At 57.0% G+C, this 14,730-nt stretch carries 18 protein-coding genes and 1 pseudogene; 8 read left to right on the top strand and 11 right to left on the bottom strand.

The features are described from left to right. The first annotated feature begins 334 nt into the window (after positions 1–334). The gene (locus NKJ67_RS19710) at positions 335–1,057 is read left to right on the top strand and encodes a Crp/Fnr family transcriptional regulator (protein ID WP_023809623.1); all 723 of its coding nucleotides are present in this window, start codon (positions 335–337) and stop codon (positions 1,055–1,057) included. A 606-nt stretch (positions 1,058–1,663) separates the two neighbouring features. On the opposite strand, the gene NKJ67_RS19705 is transcribed toward NKJ67_RS19710, so the two are convergent. Next, entirely contained in the window at positions 1,664–1,849 is a 186-nt protein-coding gene (locus tag NKJ67_RS19705; protein ID WP_245273113.1) for a hypothetical protein, read from the bottom strand. A 167-nt stretch (positions 1,850–2,016) separates the two neighbouring features. Here NKJ67_RS19705 and NKJ67_RS19700 point away from each other — a divergent pair, with 167 nt between their 5' ends. After that, entirely contained in the window at positions 2,017–2,205 is a 189-nt protein-coding gene (locus tag NKJ67_RS19700; RefSeq protein ID WP_023809620.1) for a hypothetical protein, read from the top strand. Here the strand turns inward: NKJ67_RS19700 and NKJ67_RS19695 are convergent. Next, the gene (locus NKJ67_RS19695) at positions 2,202–2,921 is read right to left on the bottom strand and encodes an SOS response-associated peptidase (protein WP_352582463.1); all 720 of its coding nucleotides are present in this window, start codon (positions 2,919–2,921) and stop codon (positions 2,202–2,204) included. The two genes, NKJ67_RS19700 and NKJ67_RS19695, sit on opposite strands and share 4 nt — an antisense overlap. An 80-nt stretch (positions 2,922–3,001) precedes the next feature. Here NKJ67_RS19695 and NKJ67_RS19690 point away from each other — a divergent pair, with 80 nt between their 5' ends. After that, positions 3,002–3,235, top strand: a complete 234-nt coding sequence (locus NKJ67_RS19690; RefSeq protein WP_023809618.1) for a hypothetical protein — start codon at positions 3,002–3,004, stop codon at positions 3,233–3,235. A gap of 11 nt (positions 3,236–3,246) precedes the next feature. Then, entirely contained in the window at positions 3,247–3,492 is a 246-nt protein-coding gene (locus tag NKJ67_RS19685) for a hypothetical protein (protein ID WP_023809617.1), read from the top strand. Here NKJ67_RS19685 and NKJ67_RS19680 read toward each other — a convergent pair. Further along, positions 3,489–3,716 (bottom strand): hypothetical protein, encoded by a 228-nt coding sequence (locus NKJ67_RS19680; protein WP_023809616.1) that lies wholly within the window; start codon positions 3,714–3,716, stop codon positions 3,489–3,491. The two genes, NKJ67_RS19685 and NKJ67_RS19680, sit on opposite strands and share 4 nt — an antisense overlap. After that, positions 3,716–4,554 (bottom strand): annotated as a pseudogene (locus NKJ67_RS19675) (ATP-dependent DNA ligase). The gene NKJ67_RS19680 and the pseudogene NKJ67_RS19675 overlap by 1 nt, the downstream one beginning before the upstream one ends. Before the next feature lie 135 nt (positions 4,555–4,689). On the opposite strand from NKJ67_RS19675, the gene NKJ67_RS19670 reads away from it, so the two are divergent. Then, positions 4,690–4,878, top strand: coding sequence for a DUF3606 domain-containing protein (locus NKJ67_RS19670; RefSeq protein WP_023809615.1), 189 nt, complete (start codon positions 4,690–4,692; stop codon positions 4,876–4,878). A gap of 489 nt (positions 4,879–5,367) precedes the next feature. Here the strand turns inward: NKJ67_RS19670 and NKJ67_RS19665 are convergent, their stop codons facing one another. Both NKJ67_RS19665 and NKJ67_RS19660 read right to left on the bottom strand, forming a co-directional pair. Continuing rightward, positions 5,368–5,541: a hypothetical protein gene (locus NKJ67_RS19665; RefSeq protein ID WP_023809614.1), complete on the bottom strand. Its 174-nt coding sequence runs from the start codon at positions 5,539–5,541 to the stop codon at positions 5,368–5,370. A 407-nt stretch (positions 5,542–5,948) separates the two neighbouring features. Further along, positions 5,949–6,248, bottom strand: a complete 300-nt coding sequence (locus NKJ67_RS19660) for a hypothetical protein (RefSeq protein ID WP_127291957.1) — start codon at positions 6,246–6,248, stop codon at positions 5,949–5,951. A gap of 1,445 nt (positions 6,249–7,693) precedes the next feature. On the opposite strand from NKJ67_RS19660, the gene NKJ67_RS19655 reads away from it, so the two are divergent. Next, positions 7,694–7,924, top strand: a complete 231-nt coding sequence (locus NKJ67_RS19655) for a hypothetical protein (RefSeq protein WP_023809610.1) — start codon at positions 7,694–7,696, stop codon at positions 7,922–7,924. Beyond that, entirely contained in the window at positions 7,924–8,166 is a 243-nt protein-coding gene (locus NKJ67_RS19650; protein ID WP_023809609.1) for a DUF982 domain-containing protein, read from the top strand. Before NKJ67_RS19655 ends, NKJ67_RS19650 begins: the two co-directional genes overlap by 1 nt. 460 nt (positions 8,167–8,626) lie before the next feature. Here the strand turns inward: NKJ67_RS19650 and NKJ67_RS19645 are convergent, their stop codons facing one another. After that, positions 8,627–9,373, bottom strand: a complete 747-nt coding sequence (locus NKJ67_RS19645; protein WP_023809607.1) for a Crp/Fnr family transcriptional regulator — start codon at positions 9,371–9,373, stop codon at positions 8,627–8,629. 490 nt (positions 9,374–9,863) lie between these two features. On the opposite strand from NKJ67_RS19645, the gene NKJ67_RS19640 reads away from it, so the two are divergent. Then, positions 9,864–10,214, top strand: a complete 351-nt coding sequence (locus NKJ67_RS19640; protein ID WP_245273111.1) for a response regulator — start codon at positions 9,864–9,866, stop codon at positions 10,212–10,214. Positions 10,215–10,309: 95 nt separating this feature from the next. Here NKJ67_RS19640 and NKJ67_RS19635 read toward each other — a convergent pair whose 3' ends face one another. From NKJ67_RS19635 to NKJ67_RS19620, 4 genes are all read right to left on the bottom strand, one after another. Next, a complete protein-coding gene (locus NKJ67_RS19635; protein ID WP_352582461.1) occupies positions 10,310–10,609 on the bottom strand; it encodes a hypothetical protein in 300 nt (99 codons plus the stop codon). Positions 10,610–11,061: 452 nt separating this feature from the next. Beyond that, positions 11,062–12,516, bottom strand: a complete 1,455-nt coding sequence (terL, locus tag NKJ67_RS19630; RefSeq protein ID WP_127291963.1) for a phage terminase large subunit — start codon at positions 12,514–12,516, stop codon at positions 11,062–11,064. Further along, positions 12,513–12,959 carry a DUF5681 domain-containing protein gene (locus tag NKJ67_RS19625; protein WP_127291965.1) on the bottom strand — a complete coding sequence of 149 codons (447 nt, stop codon included), beginning with the start codon at positions 12,957–12,959 and terminating at the stop codon, positions 12,513–12,515. The genes terL and NKJ67_RS19625 overlap by 4 nt, the downstream gene beginning before the upstream one ends. Then, positions 12,956–14,335 (bottom strand): site-specific DNA-methyltransferase, encoded by a 1,380-nt coding sequence (locus tag NKJ67_RS19620; protein ID WP_352442492.1) that lies wholly within the window; start codon positions 14,333–14,335, stop codon positions 12,956–12,958. The genes NKJ67_RS19625 and NKJ67_RS19620 overlap by 4 nt, the downstream gene beginning before the upstream one ends. Between the last annotated feature and the right edge of the window lie 395 nt (positions 14,336–14,730).

Below are 14,730 nucleotides of genomic sequence, written 5' to 3'. Positions count from 1 at the left end.
CGAAAGCCGAGAACCTGTCGTCGGCCCAGTTGATCGTGCCGCCAAAACCGAGGCCGCCCCAGAGTTGCTTCCTTCCCGGTGCACATCAAGCCGGCTCGTTGGCCGCTATCGCAAATTGTTGGATTCGTACGAAGCAGAGTTCTGTACGATTCCAACCCTTTAAATTTGTACACCCTGTTTTGTAATTCCGCGGCTGAGGGGACGCCGTGCATCAGTTTGCATTTCACTGTCAATCGCGCGCCAGAGGGCGTAAGTTCGCCAAATCGTCTGCACGTGTTTACGGGCGCGGACGGCAAGGAGATTGGAAAGCTCTTGCCCCAAGTGGGATTGAGCTATGACCAATCCACAGAACGATTCCTATAAAAACGAATTGCTGCGTCGGCTTAACCCTGGTGACCTGGCGCTTTTGCAGCCACATCTTGAGCCGTGTGCCCTCAAGCTGAAGATGACCTTAGAGAAAGCCGATTCAGAGATCGAGACGGTTTACTTCCTGGAGGACGGCATCGCTTCTGTGGTCGCGACGGCTTCAGGCAAGGAGGCCGAGGTTGGACTTGTCGGTTTTGAGGGAATGACCGGTGCCGCGCTCGTGATGGGCGCTGACTATGCCCCGCATGAATGTTACGTTCAGTCGCCCGGTAGCGCTTTCCGGATCGGAACCGAGCCCTTCAAGGATGCTCTTGCGAACAGCCCAACATTGCGCCTGTTCCTGTTACGCTATGTCCACTACTTCCACATTCAGACCAGCTATACGGCCCTGATCAACGCCAAATCAAACCTTGAAGAGCGTTTGGCGCGTTGGCTTCTGATGTGTGACGATCGGATCCACGGCGAACGCCTTGCGATCACCCATGAGTTTCTCGCCGTCATGCTTGGAGCAAGACGGCCAGGAGTTACCGTTGGGCTTCAAATGCTGGAAGGACGCGGGCTCATCTATTCTCGGCGGGGCGAAGTGCGTATTAGGGACCGCAGCGGCCTTGCGGCCTGCTCAAATGGCACCTACGGCAAGCCAGAGGCCGAATACGTACTGCTCGTTAAGACCATCGCATGCCGGACGTAAACCACTAAATAGCCATGACGAAGCTATCCGACCAGCACAGCGGCTAGCCTGCCGACGAGTCGCCGTAACACGCCTTATCCTCGAAGCCTCACGTAAGCTCTTGGAGAAAATTGCCAAGCACAATGACTCTACCCAACCGTAGGGAATGGCCGACGGACGCACACACAGGCCTTGGCTTCCGGGACCACACCTTAACTGCGCCTGGAAGAATGGCCATGTGTGTGTTAGGCGGCGGACCTGATGTCTGCTTGGCCAGCGCCGCACAGCCCAACAACTCCACATGCTGCCGGTACGCTCCCATGCCCTGCCGCGCGGCTACCTGTTACTCACCATCGAAAGTCGGCTCCCATTCGCGATTGCGCTTCCGTTGCTGACCCTCGTAATCGGGAATACATGTGAAGAACACCGGTCGATGGTCGCGACCCGCAGCCTTGCAATCCGAGCAGCCAAAAAGCCCGACCAGGTCCCAGTGCATCGATCCGTGATCTGGCCCGAGGCGATCTATCAGCGCATGGATGTCGAGCTTGATGGACTTGCAGCACATAGCATGCCCGCAATTTACATAGAGGCATTCGCGCGCGGCCAACGTATCGGCGAGGGTCTTCGTCATCCTTTGAAGCGCTCGGTATGCCAGGTGATCTTGCCGTCGATCTTCATCGGTTTGTGGATCAGCAGACGCTTCGGCAAGTGCTCTGGATGCACCTCCAGCAGCGTGATCTTGATCTGAGGTTGGCACCGGCTGCAATTGAACTTCAGCGTCTGCGGATCGACGCCGCCGCCGTAGACCATCATCAGGTCGGCCGATCGGCAGTAGCGGACATTGCCGCAGCTGCATTCCGCTTTCACAAGCATGTTGTGCCGGGTCGCTTTGCCCAGCGTGTCGATCGGTTCGTGTGCCATGAGAACAGAAAAGGAACATTTTCCTTGCCCGTCAAGTCTGACTGTGGAATCTTTCTGCCATGAGCGACGAACCAGCGAGACTAGCCGAAGGCATGACGCCGGCACAGCGCGACCACGTGAAGGTGCTTGGCCACACATGTGAGCGTAACGGTTGTGGCAAGGTCGCCGGCTGGGGCTTTGCCCGGCCGCGCAGGGAATCACATTGGTTCTGCTATGAGCACCGCGGCGACGGCGATCAGTATCTCTAGACGTCGAACAAATCGGTCGGCCCCAAACCGATCTCGTCGATGATGTCGGGCGTGTTGTTGCTTGGTTTCCCGACCTTGCTGTCGATCGGCCACATCTTCATGAGGTCGGATGGATAGGGCTTCATGAGGTCGCGAGGATCTGTTTCCGGCCCGAGCCAGCGCATGTAATCGGCCGGCGCCAGAATAACCGGCATGCGATCATGGATCGTCGCCATCAACGTATTTGGCTCGCAGGTGGCGACAGCGAAGGTCCGGATCAACTCGCCGGTCGCCTTGTCGGCATATTCTTCCCAGATTCCAGCCATGGCAAAAGGATCGTCATCCTTCATGGCGATAGCGTAAGCCTGTTTTTTCTTGCCCGAAGGGTCGAGCTTTTGCCATTCGAAATAGCCGTCGACAGGCACCAGGCAGCGGCGCGCGGCATATGCCTTTCGGAACATGCCATTGCTGGCAATGGTCTCGTAGCGCGCATTGACAGGCGGCGGACGGCCGCCGCCATCGCGCGCCCAGCCGGGAACAAGTCCCCACTTCGCAGAAACGAAACCGGCCATGCTCGTGGAAAGCTCTTCGCGGATAATGATTGGACAGGTCAGGCTGGGCGCACCGTTCCAGATCGGGAACCCGTTGCCCAAGCGCTCGATGTCGCCGGGGTGCGCGAACTCGAAGCGCCGCACCATGTCCGGGATTGTCGATTTTACGAAAACGCGTCCACACATTTTAGGGTCGTCTCATTGACAAGGATCGAGGCCTGCCCAAAATGGGAACAGAGTGAGAACGAGTCAAGGCTGTCGTAGTGATGCCTAAGAAGCAAAAGGACGTGATGCTGCCAGGGGTATCGGGCGTCACAATCGATATCGACGACCGCGACAATCCCAAGGTCTGCCTGGTCGGGCTGTTGACTGATGAGGGGAAGCGATCCTTCACATTAAACGAAAACGGTGCGCGGATGATGGTGAAGGCGATGCACTCGTTTCTCGATCTTCTCGACGGAACTACGTCCGAGACGATGCCCAAAGGCCCCGCCAACTGAGAATGCAGCGCATGATCAATCCACCCAGGAGACAGGACGAATATCAGGACCGGGCAATTGACTGCCAGGAGGCAATGGAGCCCGGATTTCAGGCGATTGTCGATTGCATGATAGAGGCGGGATGGACGCGGGGCGAGATATTGCGGGCATTGAAACGGCTCATCGCCGCCGACAACATGACGCAGAAAGAGAACGCCAGGACGGAAACGCAGCTCGCGATTGCGCGGGCCATGATGCGCGCCGGCAAGCCGCTCTAATGCTCGCTGACGCCGGCCTCATCGACTTCCGCTTCCATCTGCTCACTGACAGGCTTGACCTTGCCGGCGTCGGCCAAAGGATGGTCATCAAAACCCTGCAGCCAAGCGTCGGCCTGTTCTTCCCAATACTCCGGCACTGAGCGCTCCTTACCGTCCTTGCGCGCTTGGGAGCCATACATCCAGGCATAGGTGATGCGCTCCTGATCTTTCTTGGCGACCGCCATTATTCCTCCTCCCGGTAATCGAGCAGCTTCGCGTGGCGTAGTTGCTCCTCACCTTTCAGGAACTTCACGCGGCCGACAAGACCCGGCTTCAGCCATTCCGCCTTGTCTCTCTTCAGGCCTTTCGGCACAGGGCCGCCCACCTTGCCCTGCACGCGGTCCCAGAGGCGCTTGCGTTTGTCGAATTTGAAATTGACGTTGGCGGTGCCGAGATAGCGGCCGTTGTCAGCCATAAGAACCCTTGCCGCCTGGCCCGGATCACGCTGAACGCCGATGATGTCCATCTCCTTTTCATCGTAGCACTTGATTTTGCGCCAGTTCATCGTCGGGCCGCTGCGATAGAGACTGTCCCGGCGCTTCGAGACGATGCCTTCTTGTCCAGTCTGGTCGGCAAGGTAGTAAACCGCGTCGCCCGTGCCGGGCATCGCCTCGCTGAATTGGATGCGGCCGCCGGCCTCGATCATTCCCTGCAGGATCTCGCGCCGATCCTCGAGCGGCATGCTGCGGAGGTCGTGCCGTTTAGGTGCAGCAAATCGAAGGCGACGAGATAATAGTCCTGATAGGTCTCGCGGCTGCTGACCGCCGACTGCAGCGCATGGAAATCGGAGCGTCCAGCCTCATCAACCACGATGGCTTCACCCTCAATGATGAAGTCGTCGGCTTCAATCGCGGCGGCTTGGTCGGCAAGGATCTGGTAGCGTGCAGTCCAGTCGTACCCTCTCCTCGTCAGCACTCGGATGCCGTCTTCGTCCTTGATGATCTGCGTGCGATAGCCGTCGAACTTTATCTCGTGAATCCAGTCGTCACCCTCTGGCGGGTTATCGACAAGCTCCGGCTCCATCGGCTTGATGAACTTCAAACGCATCAACTGACCCACACCCGCGATTCAATCAGCTTTAGCTAAAATAGTTCCAAGAAGGATGAACAATGCGACCCGGTGCGCGTTGCGGATCAACAACCTCTAGGAGCAACACCAATGGCCGACGACAAAAGCAAGCGTGATTTCCGCGACCGCGACCGGGTATCAGGCGACGAAGAATATGAGGTCGGTTATCTCGCCAGCAAGTTTCAGCTTACGATCCCCGAGGTGCGTGAACTTATCAAAAAGCACGGCAACGACCGTGAGACGCTAGAACGAGAAGCAAAAGCGCTGGGCAGTAGATGACCAAGCTATCCGACCTTGGACCACCCATCCCCGGCAGGCAGCACGGCGGCGAGCCAGCCGACGAGCGGGAGAATTTCTACACCTGCCCCACGTGCGGCCAGCAGGTCGACATGCGCGACCTACGCCAAGTCGCTTGGCATGAATTGCCAGGGCACCAGCCCTTGGAACCGGCTCTTTCCACCGGCAGTAGCAGACGTCGGCAGTAGTCGGCACGATCAAGCAGCCGAAGGATCGAGTGAGTGACCGTGCCGACCATGCTGGGCACGAGGGTGGGCCTAATAACCAGGCCCCATATGATACTAGACAATGGCGTCGCTACAATTACGCCTGATGGCCTATGCCGGATAAAGCGGAAGTCGCATGCTCTTGCCGCTGTGCAATTACATGGAACTGGCCTCCAAGTGGCACATTAACCCTACGAGCGGTCGATTCCCAAGGATGTAGCCGCTTAACAGGTCCGCCGCCGGCGCCCCAATAGGCGGCGGACTTCTAATGACGCTCCTTCAAGAATCGGGCTTCACGAAGCAGCGAATTCCAGTCCGTGCCGATAAGCTTGATCAGAGCGCGCGCCTCAGGTTCTGAAATGCCGACTTCTTCAGACAAACGACGGGCAAGCAGTTGCTGATTGCCTTTGTCTACACGCCCATCGCCTTCCTTTTTCATCGGCTCCTCCTTTGGGAAGCCAACTCACGGCATGACCGTTCGTTTCATCGAATAAGAAAAAAGCCCGCCGCCCCATTCACGGCAGCGGCAGGCCGTCCCAGGGATAACGGGACTCGCTGGGGTGTTGGTTTTCCCCTGCTGTCGCGGGCGATGCAAAACAGGTGCCACTAGGGTGAACCAACATGGCACAGATTGCAGGCGGCGATAACATATATGTCGACTAACTAATGTAATGGAACGGCCGTTGGACAAGCAGAGAACCAACTGGCACAGCTTGGACCTTCGCTGCGAAATGCAAGACTATAGTCCTGCTATCAACCCGCCGTGCCGGCCTAGCACGACGGGTTTTTCCAATGCGGCGACATCCTGAGAATCGACCGCTATGCATCAACCTGGGACAGGTCAGGTCAGCAGCCTTCCGTGGTCTTCTTCACCTGGCCAGGAGCAGCCGAGTTAGCATCGGTATCCTGTTGACCTGGCGCGGCCTGCTTGGCGCTACCAGTTTGTTGACCCGGAGCGCAGTCCTTGGCGGAGTTCGAGTTCGTTCCACTCGTGGTGGTCGAATCCGTCCCCTGATCGGTCGTAGTGCTCGGCATTGTCTTGGTTGTCGAGCTCGACGATCCGCCTGTGGTCGTGGTGGTCGATTGCGCAAAGGCGAGGCCAGTTGACAGTGCCATAATGGCTGAAGCGAAAAGAACCTGTTTCATGATCAACTCCATCTCGGAACGTCCCTTCGGTACCGAACTTCGCTGCGAAACGACGGTTCCCAGAAAAATGACTAATCAAGGCGCCCGCCCCGCTTGCGGAGCGATGAGGGGAGGCCAAGCGCGTCGCTGTCATAGAACGAGCGTCCTGAACATCGTCGAGTGAATGGGCTAAACAGCGCGGATCCACACAATTGCGCCGCTGCTATCGGTCTTTCGGGGGAGAGTTCACAGTGCACTGCCTGCGGATTATGGTGGATCTCTCACGCGAAGAAGCGAAGCTTGAGCTCGGAGGCACCTCGCGTGTCCTGAATAGCCCGTACCTCGGTGCCGTAGTGGCACTATGCCCGATGCGTTTTGGTGGGCAGCTCAAATTTCTGCAGAGTCGAGTAAACGACTATCATAGTTAATTGTGGCTGCCGGTGACCCTATGTAATCAGAAGCTCAATGTAGCTTTCCCAGGGAGGACGGTATGTTATATCCAGGTCGGTTTTTGGAGCCGAGCGATATTATGGTGCTTGCCCATGTTTGTCGGACGGTCTGCAAAGAGCGCGGTGTACGTGTTGCTTCGCAGGACGGTGAGCGCATAGCTGCACACGTACTCAGACTGTTTATGAACGGCTTGACTGGTGAGAATGAACTCCTCGATGTTGAGCGGAATTGGGCTCGACGGAGTGGCCTGTCTTTCCAGGAGTTTCCCGTCAACGACGCAGAAATGAGAGATGCCGCCTGATTCAGTTGATTGTTGCAGCCGAAGGCGCCCCACCTGCGATAGGTCGGGTGATCGGGAGCAAACCTTGCCTTTGAGAGTTGGTAGAGCCGTTTCAACGGGCGACTAATCGAATGCTTCTTTCCGCGAATAATGCGATCTCGACGGCCGTTTTGGCTGGCAGAGGCGTCAATGCGGAAGTGTTTGGTGTGGTCGACCTCTCCACTAAAACTGAGGCCAAAATCGGTCCCATCACCTTGGGTATGGCCATTCAGTTGGTGGCCAACGCTTCGGTGCTTGGATACGATGTTCGCGGAGCCATGATCTTCTATGGCGAACCGGGCACCCCGAGTCTAGGGCAAGAGAGTGCGAACGCTTGTGGGCGCAGTTTGGCGGCGCGCTTTGCGACCGTAACCCGACGATCTTTCGGATTACACATCTCGAAGGGGAGCATTCTCCGTCCGGGTAAATGTTTGGCAGATCACCGGCACGACCCTCAATCCGACCAGTGGCCCAGGCTCTCACAGGGCCGAACAAACCGCTAGGAGATACGAAATGCCGACCCTCCGCACGTGTGCTGGCACGATCAAGAGCGCCCAGCAATGCCCTCAAGCGCAAGGCGCAGATCTAAGGGATTGGCGCCCTTCAGAACCTGCTTTGTACGTTTCCGGCCCTTGCCTTTTTCGGAAAGTGCACCACAGAATGGGTCATTGAGGTTCTGTCTCTCTGGGAGGATGGGATGGACATTCAAGCACCTGTTTGGCCTGCGCAGCTAGCGGCCAAGGAGCTGGTTCGCGAGGCCCTGTTGGGCTATCTACCGGGCGACATAATTTCCGTGAAGGCGACCATTGCATTGGTGCGCGAGCGCGGCCGTGACCTTCGTGAAACCGACTGCCAACTAGTCGAAATGATCGTCAATACAGCCTCCATTTGGCAGCTATTCGTCGCGTTCGACGTGCGCGAACCCTGATGCCCCATCGTTGGTTCAACCCGCCTGTCTACGTCAAAACCGACCGACCGGGATTCCGCCTTGGGATCAGCCGTATCGGCACTGCCGCCGAGGAACTATTGAAGTGGTCCAACCGTGGCCCAAAGTGGCGGTCGGCGGCGGAGGCATGTCTGTCTGCGATGGATGGCAAAATGCCGATTGGTGACTTCCGGCTACTGTTCGAGGCTGCGGCCGACCAAGAGGAGATGCTGCTGCCGGATTAACAACGTTATGCGGGTCTGGTAGCTATGGCGGCGGCGAATTGACCAGCGCCTTTAAGGCTTCGGGTTCGCCCTTAGCACGGCCCGCTCAGCCTCTCCACCATGTCAGGTGGCGCCCGCAGAACGGTGACTTTGCGGAATTTCGACGCTATCAGGCGCTCCTAGGCAGTCGTACTTAGAGGTTACCTGGGGCGGCCCTTCGCTTCAGGTCGACAAGATTCAGAACGCTGACGAGATCGCGGGAATACTCCTCGTCAAGATACTCCGCCGGAGCGCCCCACGCGTCTGCTGGCTGCCCAGTGAACACGTCAAACACCGTCCAGGTTTCGTCGGGCTCCTTCCTGAGGTCGTATCTTTGAGAAGTCATGCCGTCGCTATTTTATGTCTGCGGTCGGGTTCGTCAAGCTGTGACCGGCGGATCGCGAAGGGCTTGGCTGAACGGATTATGAGCGAGCCAGCAGGCTCAGAAATCGGCACCTGTTTGCGCAGCCCTTTGGTGCAGATAGGTAGAGTCAAAATCTGCAGCGCGGACGAGCCCTGCCCAGTCGGTCGCATGAAAACGCGAGCCAACGGTGGATATCAGACCGTCGCGTCTAAGTTCCTGAAGCACCCGGTTCACGTGCACGGTGGAAAGCCCAAGTGCGTCGCCAAGTGCAGCCTGCGTGATCGGAAGGTGGGCCACACGATCCTCAATGCGGCCCACGGAGTGCAGGCGGACTATCAGTTCGCAAAGAAGGTGAGCCATACGAGCATAGGCGTCGCGTCTCCCGACGTTGGTGACCCACTCTCGATAAATCGCCGCATCGATCACCGTCGAGCGCCAAAACACTCTCGTTATCGAAGGGTGCTGGTCGCAAATATCGTGAAGAGCGTCATGCCGCATGAAGCCCACCCGCGTCGGCATGAAAGGTGTGAAAGTGGAATCCATGACCGACAAATGCAAACCATGCAGGTCGGGAATGTCGCCCGGAACAAAAAAGGAGGAAATCTGACGCTTGCCGTCGCCGGTTAGTTTGGTCGAGCCTATCAAGCCGTCCAGAACGACGAAGGAAAGGGTCGGTTTGTCGCCCTCGCGCAGAATGTCTTCGTTGGCATGATATTCCTTCTCCTGAATCGAGATGTTCCCCAAGAGCGCAATATCTGACGGTGCGAGTTCCGAGATGGTCTGGAGCTTGCGGATTAAAATGTTCGAAGAGGGAGCCTGTGCCATCAAGAACCTGTTTGGGGTTGGCCCTAACTTGCTGGGGGCGCTAATGTTCTCGAGGGCGGCATGGTTGGTGACCTTAGATTGTGCTTGATGCCTTTGGCCTCCCGCATCAGGGAGGACCAATTCGCTCCTAGAAGCGATATCAACTCCAGGGCTTGCGCCTCTGTGATGTCTGTCTCTCCGATAAGCATTGGGACAAGGCGACGCTCGAGTCAGACCTCAAATCGTGCTCCCCTATGACCTACCACTCAGAACCCTCCAAACTATAACATATGTTTATAAGTTCCTATCTAAATGACTGTTTTGCGTGAGGCTCCTCCCTTTCGGCTGCGCCCTCCGAGTCCCAGCCCGCTTTCGCCGCATTAACATATGTTGTTGTCTAAGGAGCATTTTCGGGCCTGCGGCCGTTGAATTGCCGAGGAATACTCAGGGAGGCATACCTTTCAATGCCGTCGGTTTCCGTACTGGTTGTGGAGATGAAAGCATCATTCTCTTGGACATCGAAAGCTCCCTCCGGGAGGCCGGGTTTGAGGTGATTCCCGTCTCAAAGGGCCTTGAAGCCATTGCAATTTTTGATCGTGAGCCGGAGCGAGTTGCGGCTCTGCTCACAGATATCAGGCTTGGAGACGGCCGAACCGGGTGGGATGTGGCCAGACACCTCCGAACCGTCAATCCCACTATGCCAGTGATATACATGAGCGGCGATGGCGCGGACGACTGGCCGTCGCTTGGAGTGCCCAACAGCCTGATGATCACCAAGCCGTTTGTTATGCCGCAGATCATTATCGGGCTGGCAACTCTCCTCAATCAAGAGAGCGTGAAGCAGCTACCTGCCTCAGAATAGCTGCGAGGTGGTAGCTGGTTAGTCATAGGGTCTTCGCGCAGCCGCGTCGGTCAGGCGTATCGGTACGGCCGTAGCTTTCATGGCCAACTCGAAGTCTATGCCAGGCTGTTCAGCAAATCCGAGCCAGGTCGGGCGCCCTGATAGTAGGCCAGCCGACCGACACTGCGATGCATTACCAAGGCCTCCCGAAATGTGCGGCACATTCGAACGGCAAGCCAAAGATCGCCTTCGTCCATGTGGCCTTCTTGAAAGTGACGGATCACCGCCGGAGCGATGTGCTCTGCTTCTTCGCTCGTATGGTCGAAATTTCGCTCGGAACAAAGCCGCTCGAAGACCCGTTTGCAGGTCTGCAAATCATCGGGGGAAAGGTTTGGGTGATCGAGTCGGTTCAACATCAAGCGCCTCAAAACGCAACGTGCAAGAACGTTCCCTCAGAACCGATTTAGAGATTGCAAGGGGCGCGAGTCAATGAATGGTTAAGGACGTACATTTCGGGTTTTGTCTCGGTTTGAAATACAGAAAATCGACGGCGGCGTTGCGGGCGTCTCAAAACCCCGAACGCTTCGAAGGTCGTAACTGATGGTGTGGGCGCCCGAAAACAATGGCAACGAACCCTCCGGGTGCAGATCGCGGCGGCTGTCCTGACCGTAGCCTTTCGCGCTCTGCTACAAGCTGCGATCATTGAGCCGACAACCTCAGTATCTCGGATCGTCTAGCGGCATCGGCGTGCTACATCGTCCGTTCGCTTTAATGTCCGCTCCTCGGATGCGGCCGGGTTCTGCTCAACGTCGTTATGTGGGCGCAAAGCTCACATTTCGCGAAAGCGCCCAGATTTTGGAGCAGGACTTCAAAATTTGCCGATATAGAACCTTCCCGTAGGCTTGTCGTCTTTCATCCAGATCAGCGCCTGCGTCATGGAATCGACTTGGTCGTCGTGCCTGCCATGCGGAAATGCGAGCACCTCAAGCAGGAAGTCATCTCTCCAATGTGCGTCTTTCGGAAGATTGACGTTGCCGTTTTCGATCATCGCGGCAACGCGTGACAGCCGACTTTCCTTGTCGGTTCTGGCTTTTACCGGCGTCGTGCTGATGTCTTGGCTTTCCAAGTCGGCGATGAGGCTTGAGCCAGAGCCGGCATCTTCAATGAGGATGATGTCAGGGTCGTGCTCCAAAAGGGAGTTTTTGACGGACTTGATGAGGTCTGGATAAGCTGCCCTGACGCGCACGAGATCAAGGAGATAATAGTTGTTGTCATCCTTGGCCCATGTCGTTCCGACGGAGTAATCGCTGGAGGGGTCGCCCTTAAGGGCGGTGTCCCAGCTTTGAACGATGGTCATCGACCGACGGTCGAACTGATGCGGATCGTAGTCGCGAAACCACACCCTCTTGACCATGTTGCCGTCCGGTGGGGCAGGGGATTGTTGGTACTGCGCGGAAAAGTTGAGCGATCCTAATAGGCGCTTTAGACCGTCCAGTTCCGCGTGTCCCAGACGCGCGGGGTGGAGCAAGTCGCCAAACTTGCGATCGTGCCAGCGATTTACACTTGTCTGGACGCGTTCGTCCTGCTCGGCAATCGCCGACAGGTTCAAATGCTCCCAGCCGCCAGTCTCCAGAAGCACGCCTGCCAGGTCGTCGACATGCAATCTTTGCATGACAAGGACGACGGCACCGGCAGCGGGATTGTCGAAGCGCGACATCAATGTCGTGCGAACCCAGTCGGCGCACCTATTGCGAGCCGATTCCGAATGCGCTTCATCTGCCTTCAAGGGGTCATCGATAATGATGATGTCGCCACCGCGGCCGGTTAGCTGACCACCGGTCGAGGTCGCCAGGCGCCCACCGCCGAGCGTGGTCTGCAGCTCATTTTCAGTGTTCTTGCGCGGGCTAACCTTGAAGGTCGGAAACATCGACCGGTACCAGGCGGTGTTGACGACTGTTCGAAAGTCGTTGGCGTGCTTGACCGCAAGAGGTTGAGCATAAGAGACGCAGATCATTTTCTTCGACGGATCGCGGCCAAGAATCCATGCCGGGAACGCGACCGAGCTGGTGACCGACTTCAACGATCGCGGTGGCATCGTAATGATCAAGCGCTTGCACTTGCCCGCTGAGACGCGCTCGAGCTGATGCGCAATCGCTCGGATGTGCCAGTTGGGCAAATACTTGGCACCTGGATCGACAGCGGAGAAAGCCAGCGCCACGAAGGTCGCCAAGTCATCGCGGGCCGCGCCCAACAGCAGCTGAAGGGCAGTCGGTGCAACGGGCGAGGAGGATGGTCGGCCCGGTAGGGGGAGTGGAGCGTTCATTCCTCGTCTCCCTCGTCGCCGGTCTTGGAACGGGTCTCGGTATCATTCTCTGGCGAGTCCTTGTGGTCGAGATAATCCCGCATCATGTCGACCATTGTTTGCGGATCGAACACGTCGACCTCTGCATCGGGTTGCCGGCTTTCCTCAAGTTCGGCACAACGGGATGCGAGCTGAAGAGCATGGGCCGCCGACCGGAAATCGCCTGAAAGCGCATTGTTGCGCATTTTGAGGAGGATGGCCTCGAGTGCCGTCACCGTCGTCGTCCTGCCATTCTGCTGGATTTGGATCGGCCCAAAGAGCGTCTCACGTACAATAGTGTTCATGTTTTTTTTGCCTTTCGGTCGCCCTTTCGGATTGCCTGACATTCCTTTCTGGAACCGGGTTTCAGTTGGAGGCTTGCCGTAGCCTATCGAGTAGTCGGCAGGTTTCTTTCTCCGTGTCACAGCAGGCCTCCCACAGTTTCAGGCGCCGGGGTCGCGGACGCTGTTTTGGCGCGTGCGTCGGAAGATTCGAGGCTTCCACGCTGCTCGCACAGTTCCTCAAACGTCTCGCCCGTGGTGGCGAGCGTTGCCTGCTTGCCCGTATGCCTTTCGAAGCGGCGGATGATCAGATCGCAATAGTGAGGATCGATCTCGATAAGGCGTGCATGGCGCCCTGTCTTGTGCGACGCGAGTAGCGTGGTCCCCGAGCCGCCAAATGGGTCCAGCACGACGTCGCCGCGGCGGCTGACGTCCAGCAGTGCGTCGGCAACCAGAGCGACAGGTTTGACGGTCGGATGGGCTTCGAGCTCTTCCATCCGCGTCGTGCCAAAGCTGTTGGCGCCGCGGTAGGTCCAGACATTGCTGCGGTGACGTCCGTGTTTGCCGAGTTCGACGTTGTTGCGATGCGGCTCTTTCCCGTTTTTGAACACCAGCACCAGCTCGTGCTGAGAGCGGTAGAGGCTGCCCATGCCGGCATTAGTCTTATTCCAGACGCACAGATTGAGCAGATCGCCGAACGTCTGTTTACCCGCCAATGTGGTCTCTGCGATATGACGCCAATCCATGCACACGAAGGCGATAGCGCCCGGCTTGCTCGACCCAGCAATCAGTGAGAACGACTGTTCCAGGAACCTTGCGAACTCATCGTCGGACATCTCGCCGGATGCCATTGCAAATTCCCGGTGGCTTGTCTTGCCAAGACCACTGACGTGTCCGCCGATCGGAACATTGTAGGGCGGGTCTGTAAAACAGACGGATGCCTTCTCGCCCTGCATCAGCATATCGAAATGCTCTGCCGAAAGCGCGTTGCCGCAAAGCAGTCGATGATCGCCAAGTAGGAATAGATCGCCAGGCCGTGTTACTGCTGGCCCCGCCGATTGCTCCAGATGTTCCGCTTCGTCCCCTTCGGCTTCATCATCCTGATTGTCCGGCGAGAACTCGCTGATGATCAGATCGACCTCTGGGATGTCGAAGCCGGTGAGGCTCACATCGAAGTCGAGATCGACCAGCGCCTGCAACTCGATGGCCAGGATCTGCTTGTCCCAGCCGGCCTTCTCGGCGATCCGATTATCGGCGAGGATGTAAGCGCGCTTCTGCGCCTCACTGAGATGGTTGATCGAGAGGGTTGGAACGTTCTTCCATCCCAGCAGGCGCGCTGCTGAGAGTCGGCCATGGCCGGCAAGGACGTTGTTCTTCTCGTCGACCAGGACCGGATTGGTGAAGCCGAATTTTTCGATGCTGTCGGCAATTTGTCGGATTTGTTTCTTGGAATGGGTGCGAGCGTTGTTGCGGTAAGGGGTGAGTGCGTGGATCGAAACTGTGGTGATGTTGGTGGCCATGAGATCCTCTGAATGCCAGCCCAGGAACGACCGACATCGGTATGTTCCTGAGAATTACCCAGAGAATAGCGACCATTGACTTGGCGCAAAATACCAAATCTTCGGATCCATCGAACGAAACTTGAACTAAATGCATTTTTCTTTGTGTTATCACGACTTGAGATTGCAACAAAATATTTTGTCGCTCGGCAAAAGTGATGCCGAAGGCCGACAAAATATTTTGTTGGCCTATATCTAGGCCGAGCCAATACATGCTTTTTCAGCGACCTCAGCGTCGCAAGCTGATTCGCAAAATGCTGAGCTAAAGGGCTAATGCAGTTCACTTAGGCACCTTCAGTGTTCTGACAGGATATTTGGCTGGTAGCTTTTTGACGACACGGGGGCATGATCGCCCC

Origin of the sequence: Mesorhizobium sp. M0088 (genome assembly GCF_040322895.1) — a bacterium.
Classification (GTDB): domain Bacteria; phylum Pseudomonadota; class Alphaproteobacteria; order Rhizobiales; family Rhizobiaceae; genus Mesorhizobium.
This window is presented reverse-complemented; position numbering and strand designations above follow the sequence as displayed.

What these genes read in the sequence shown, in the direction of transcription:
- NKJ67_RS19710 (WP_023809623.1), top strand. Translation starts at nt 335, where the DNA reads ATGACCAATCCACAGAACGATTCCTATAAAAACGAATTGCTGCGTCGG.
- NKJ67_RS19705 (WP_245273113.1), bottom strand. Translation starts at nt 1,849, where the DNA reads ATGATGGTCTACGGCGGCGGCGTCGATCCGCAGACGCTGAAGTTCAAT.
- NKJ67_RS19700 (WP_023809620.1), top strand. Translation starts at nt 2,017, where the DNA reads ATGAGCGACGAACCAGCGAGACTAGCCGAAGGCATGACGCCGGCACAG.
- NKJ67_RS19695 (WP_352582463.1), bottom strand. Translation starts at nt 2,921, where the DNA reads ATGTGTGGACGCGTTTTCGTAAAATCGACAATCCCGGACATGGTGCGG.
- NKJ67_RS19690 (WP_023809618.1), top strand. Translation starts at nt 3,002, where the DNA reads ATGCCTAAGAAGCAAAAGGACGTGATGCTGCCAGGGGTATCGGGCGTC.
- NKJ67_RS19685 (WP_023809617.1), top strand. Translation starts at nt 3,247, where the DNA reads ATGATCAATCCACCCAGGAGACAGGACGAATATCAGGACCGGGCAATT.
- NKJ67_RS19680 (WP_023809616.1), bottom strand. Translation starts at nt 3,716, where the DNA reads ATGGCGGTCGCCAAGAAAGATCAGGAGCGCATCACCTATGCCTGGATG.
- NKJ67_RS19670 (WP_023809615.1), top strand. Translation starts at nt 4,690, where the DNA reads ATGGCCGACGACAAAAGCAAGCGTGATTTCCGCGACCGCGACCGGGTA.
- NKJ67_RS19665 (WP_023809614.1), bottom strand. Translation starts at nt 5,541, where the DNA reads ATGAAAAAGGAAGGCGATGGGCGTGTAGACAAAGGCAATCAGCAACTG.
- NKJ67_RS19660 (WP_127291957.1), bottom strand. Translation starts at nt 6,248, where the DNA reads ATGAAACAGGTTCTTTTCGCTTCAGCCATTATGGCACTGTCAACTGGC.
- NKJ67_RS19655 (WP_023809610.1), top strand. Translation starts at nt 7,694, where the DNA reads ATGGACATTCAAGCACCTGTTTGGCCTGCGCAGCTAGCGGCCAAGGAG.
- NKJ67_RS19650 (WP_023809609.1), top strand. Translation starts at nt 7,924, where the DNA reads ATGCCCCATCGTTGGTTCAACCCGCCTGTCTACGTCAAAACCGACCGA.
- NKJ67_RS19645 (WP_023809607.1), bottom strand. Translation starts at nt 9,373, where the DNA reads ATGGCACAGGCTCCCTCTTCGAACATTTTAATCCGCAAGCTCCAGACC.
- NKJ67_RS19635 (WP_352582461.1), bottom strand. Translation starts at nt 10,609, where the DNA reads ATGTTGAACCGACTCGATCACCCAAACCTTTCCCCCGATGATTTGCAG.
- terL (WP_127291963.1), bottom strand. Translation starts at nt 12,516, where the DNA reads ATGAACGCTCCACTCCCCCTACCGGGCCGACCATCCTCCTCGCCCGTT.
- NKJ67_RS19620 (WP_352442492.1), bottom strand. Translation starts at nt 14,335, where the DNA reads ATGGCCACCAACATCACCACAGTTTCGATCCACGCACTCACCCCTTAC.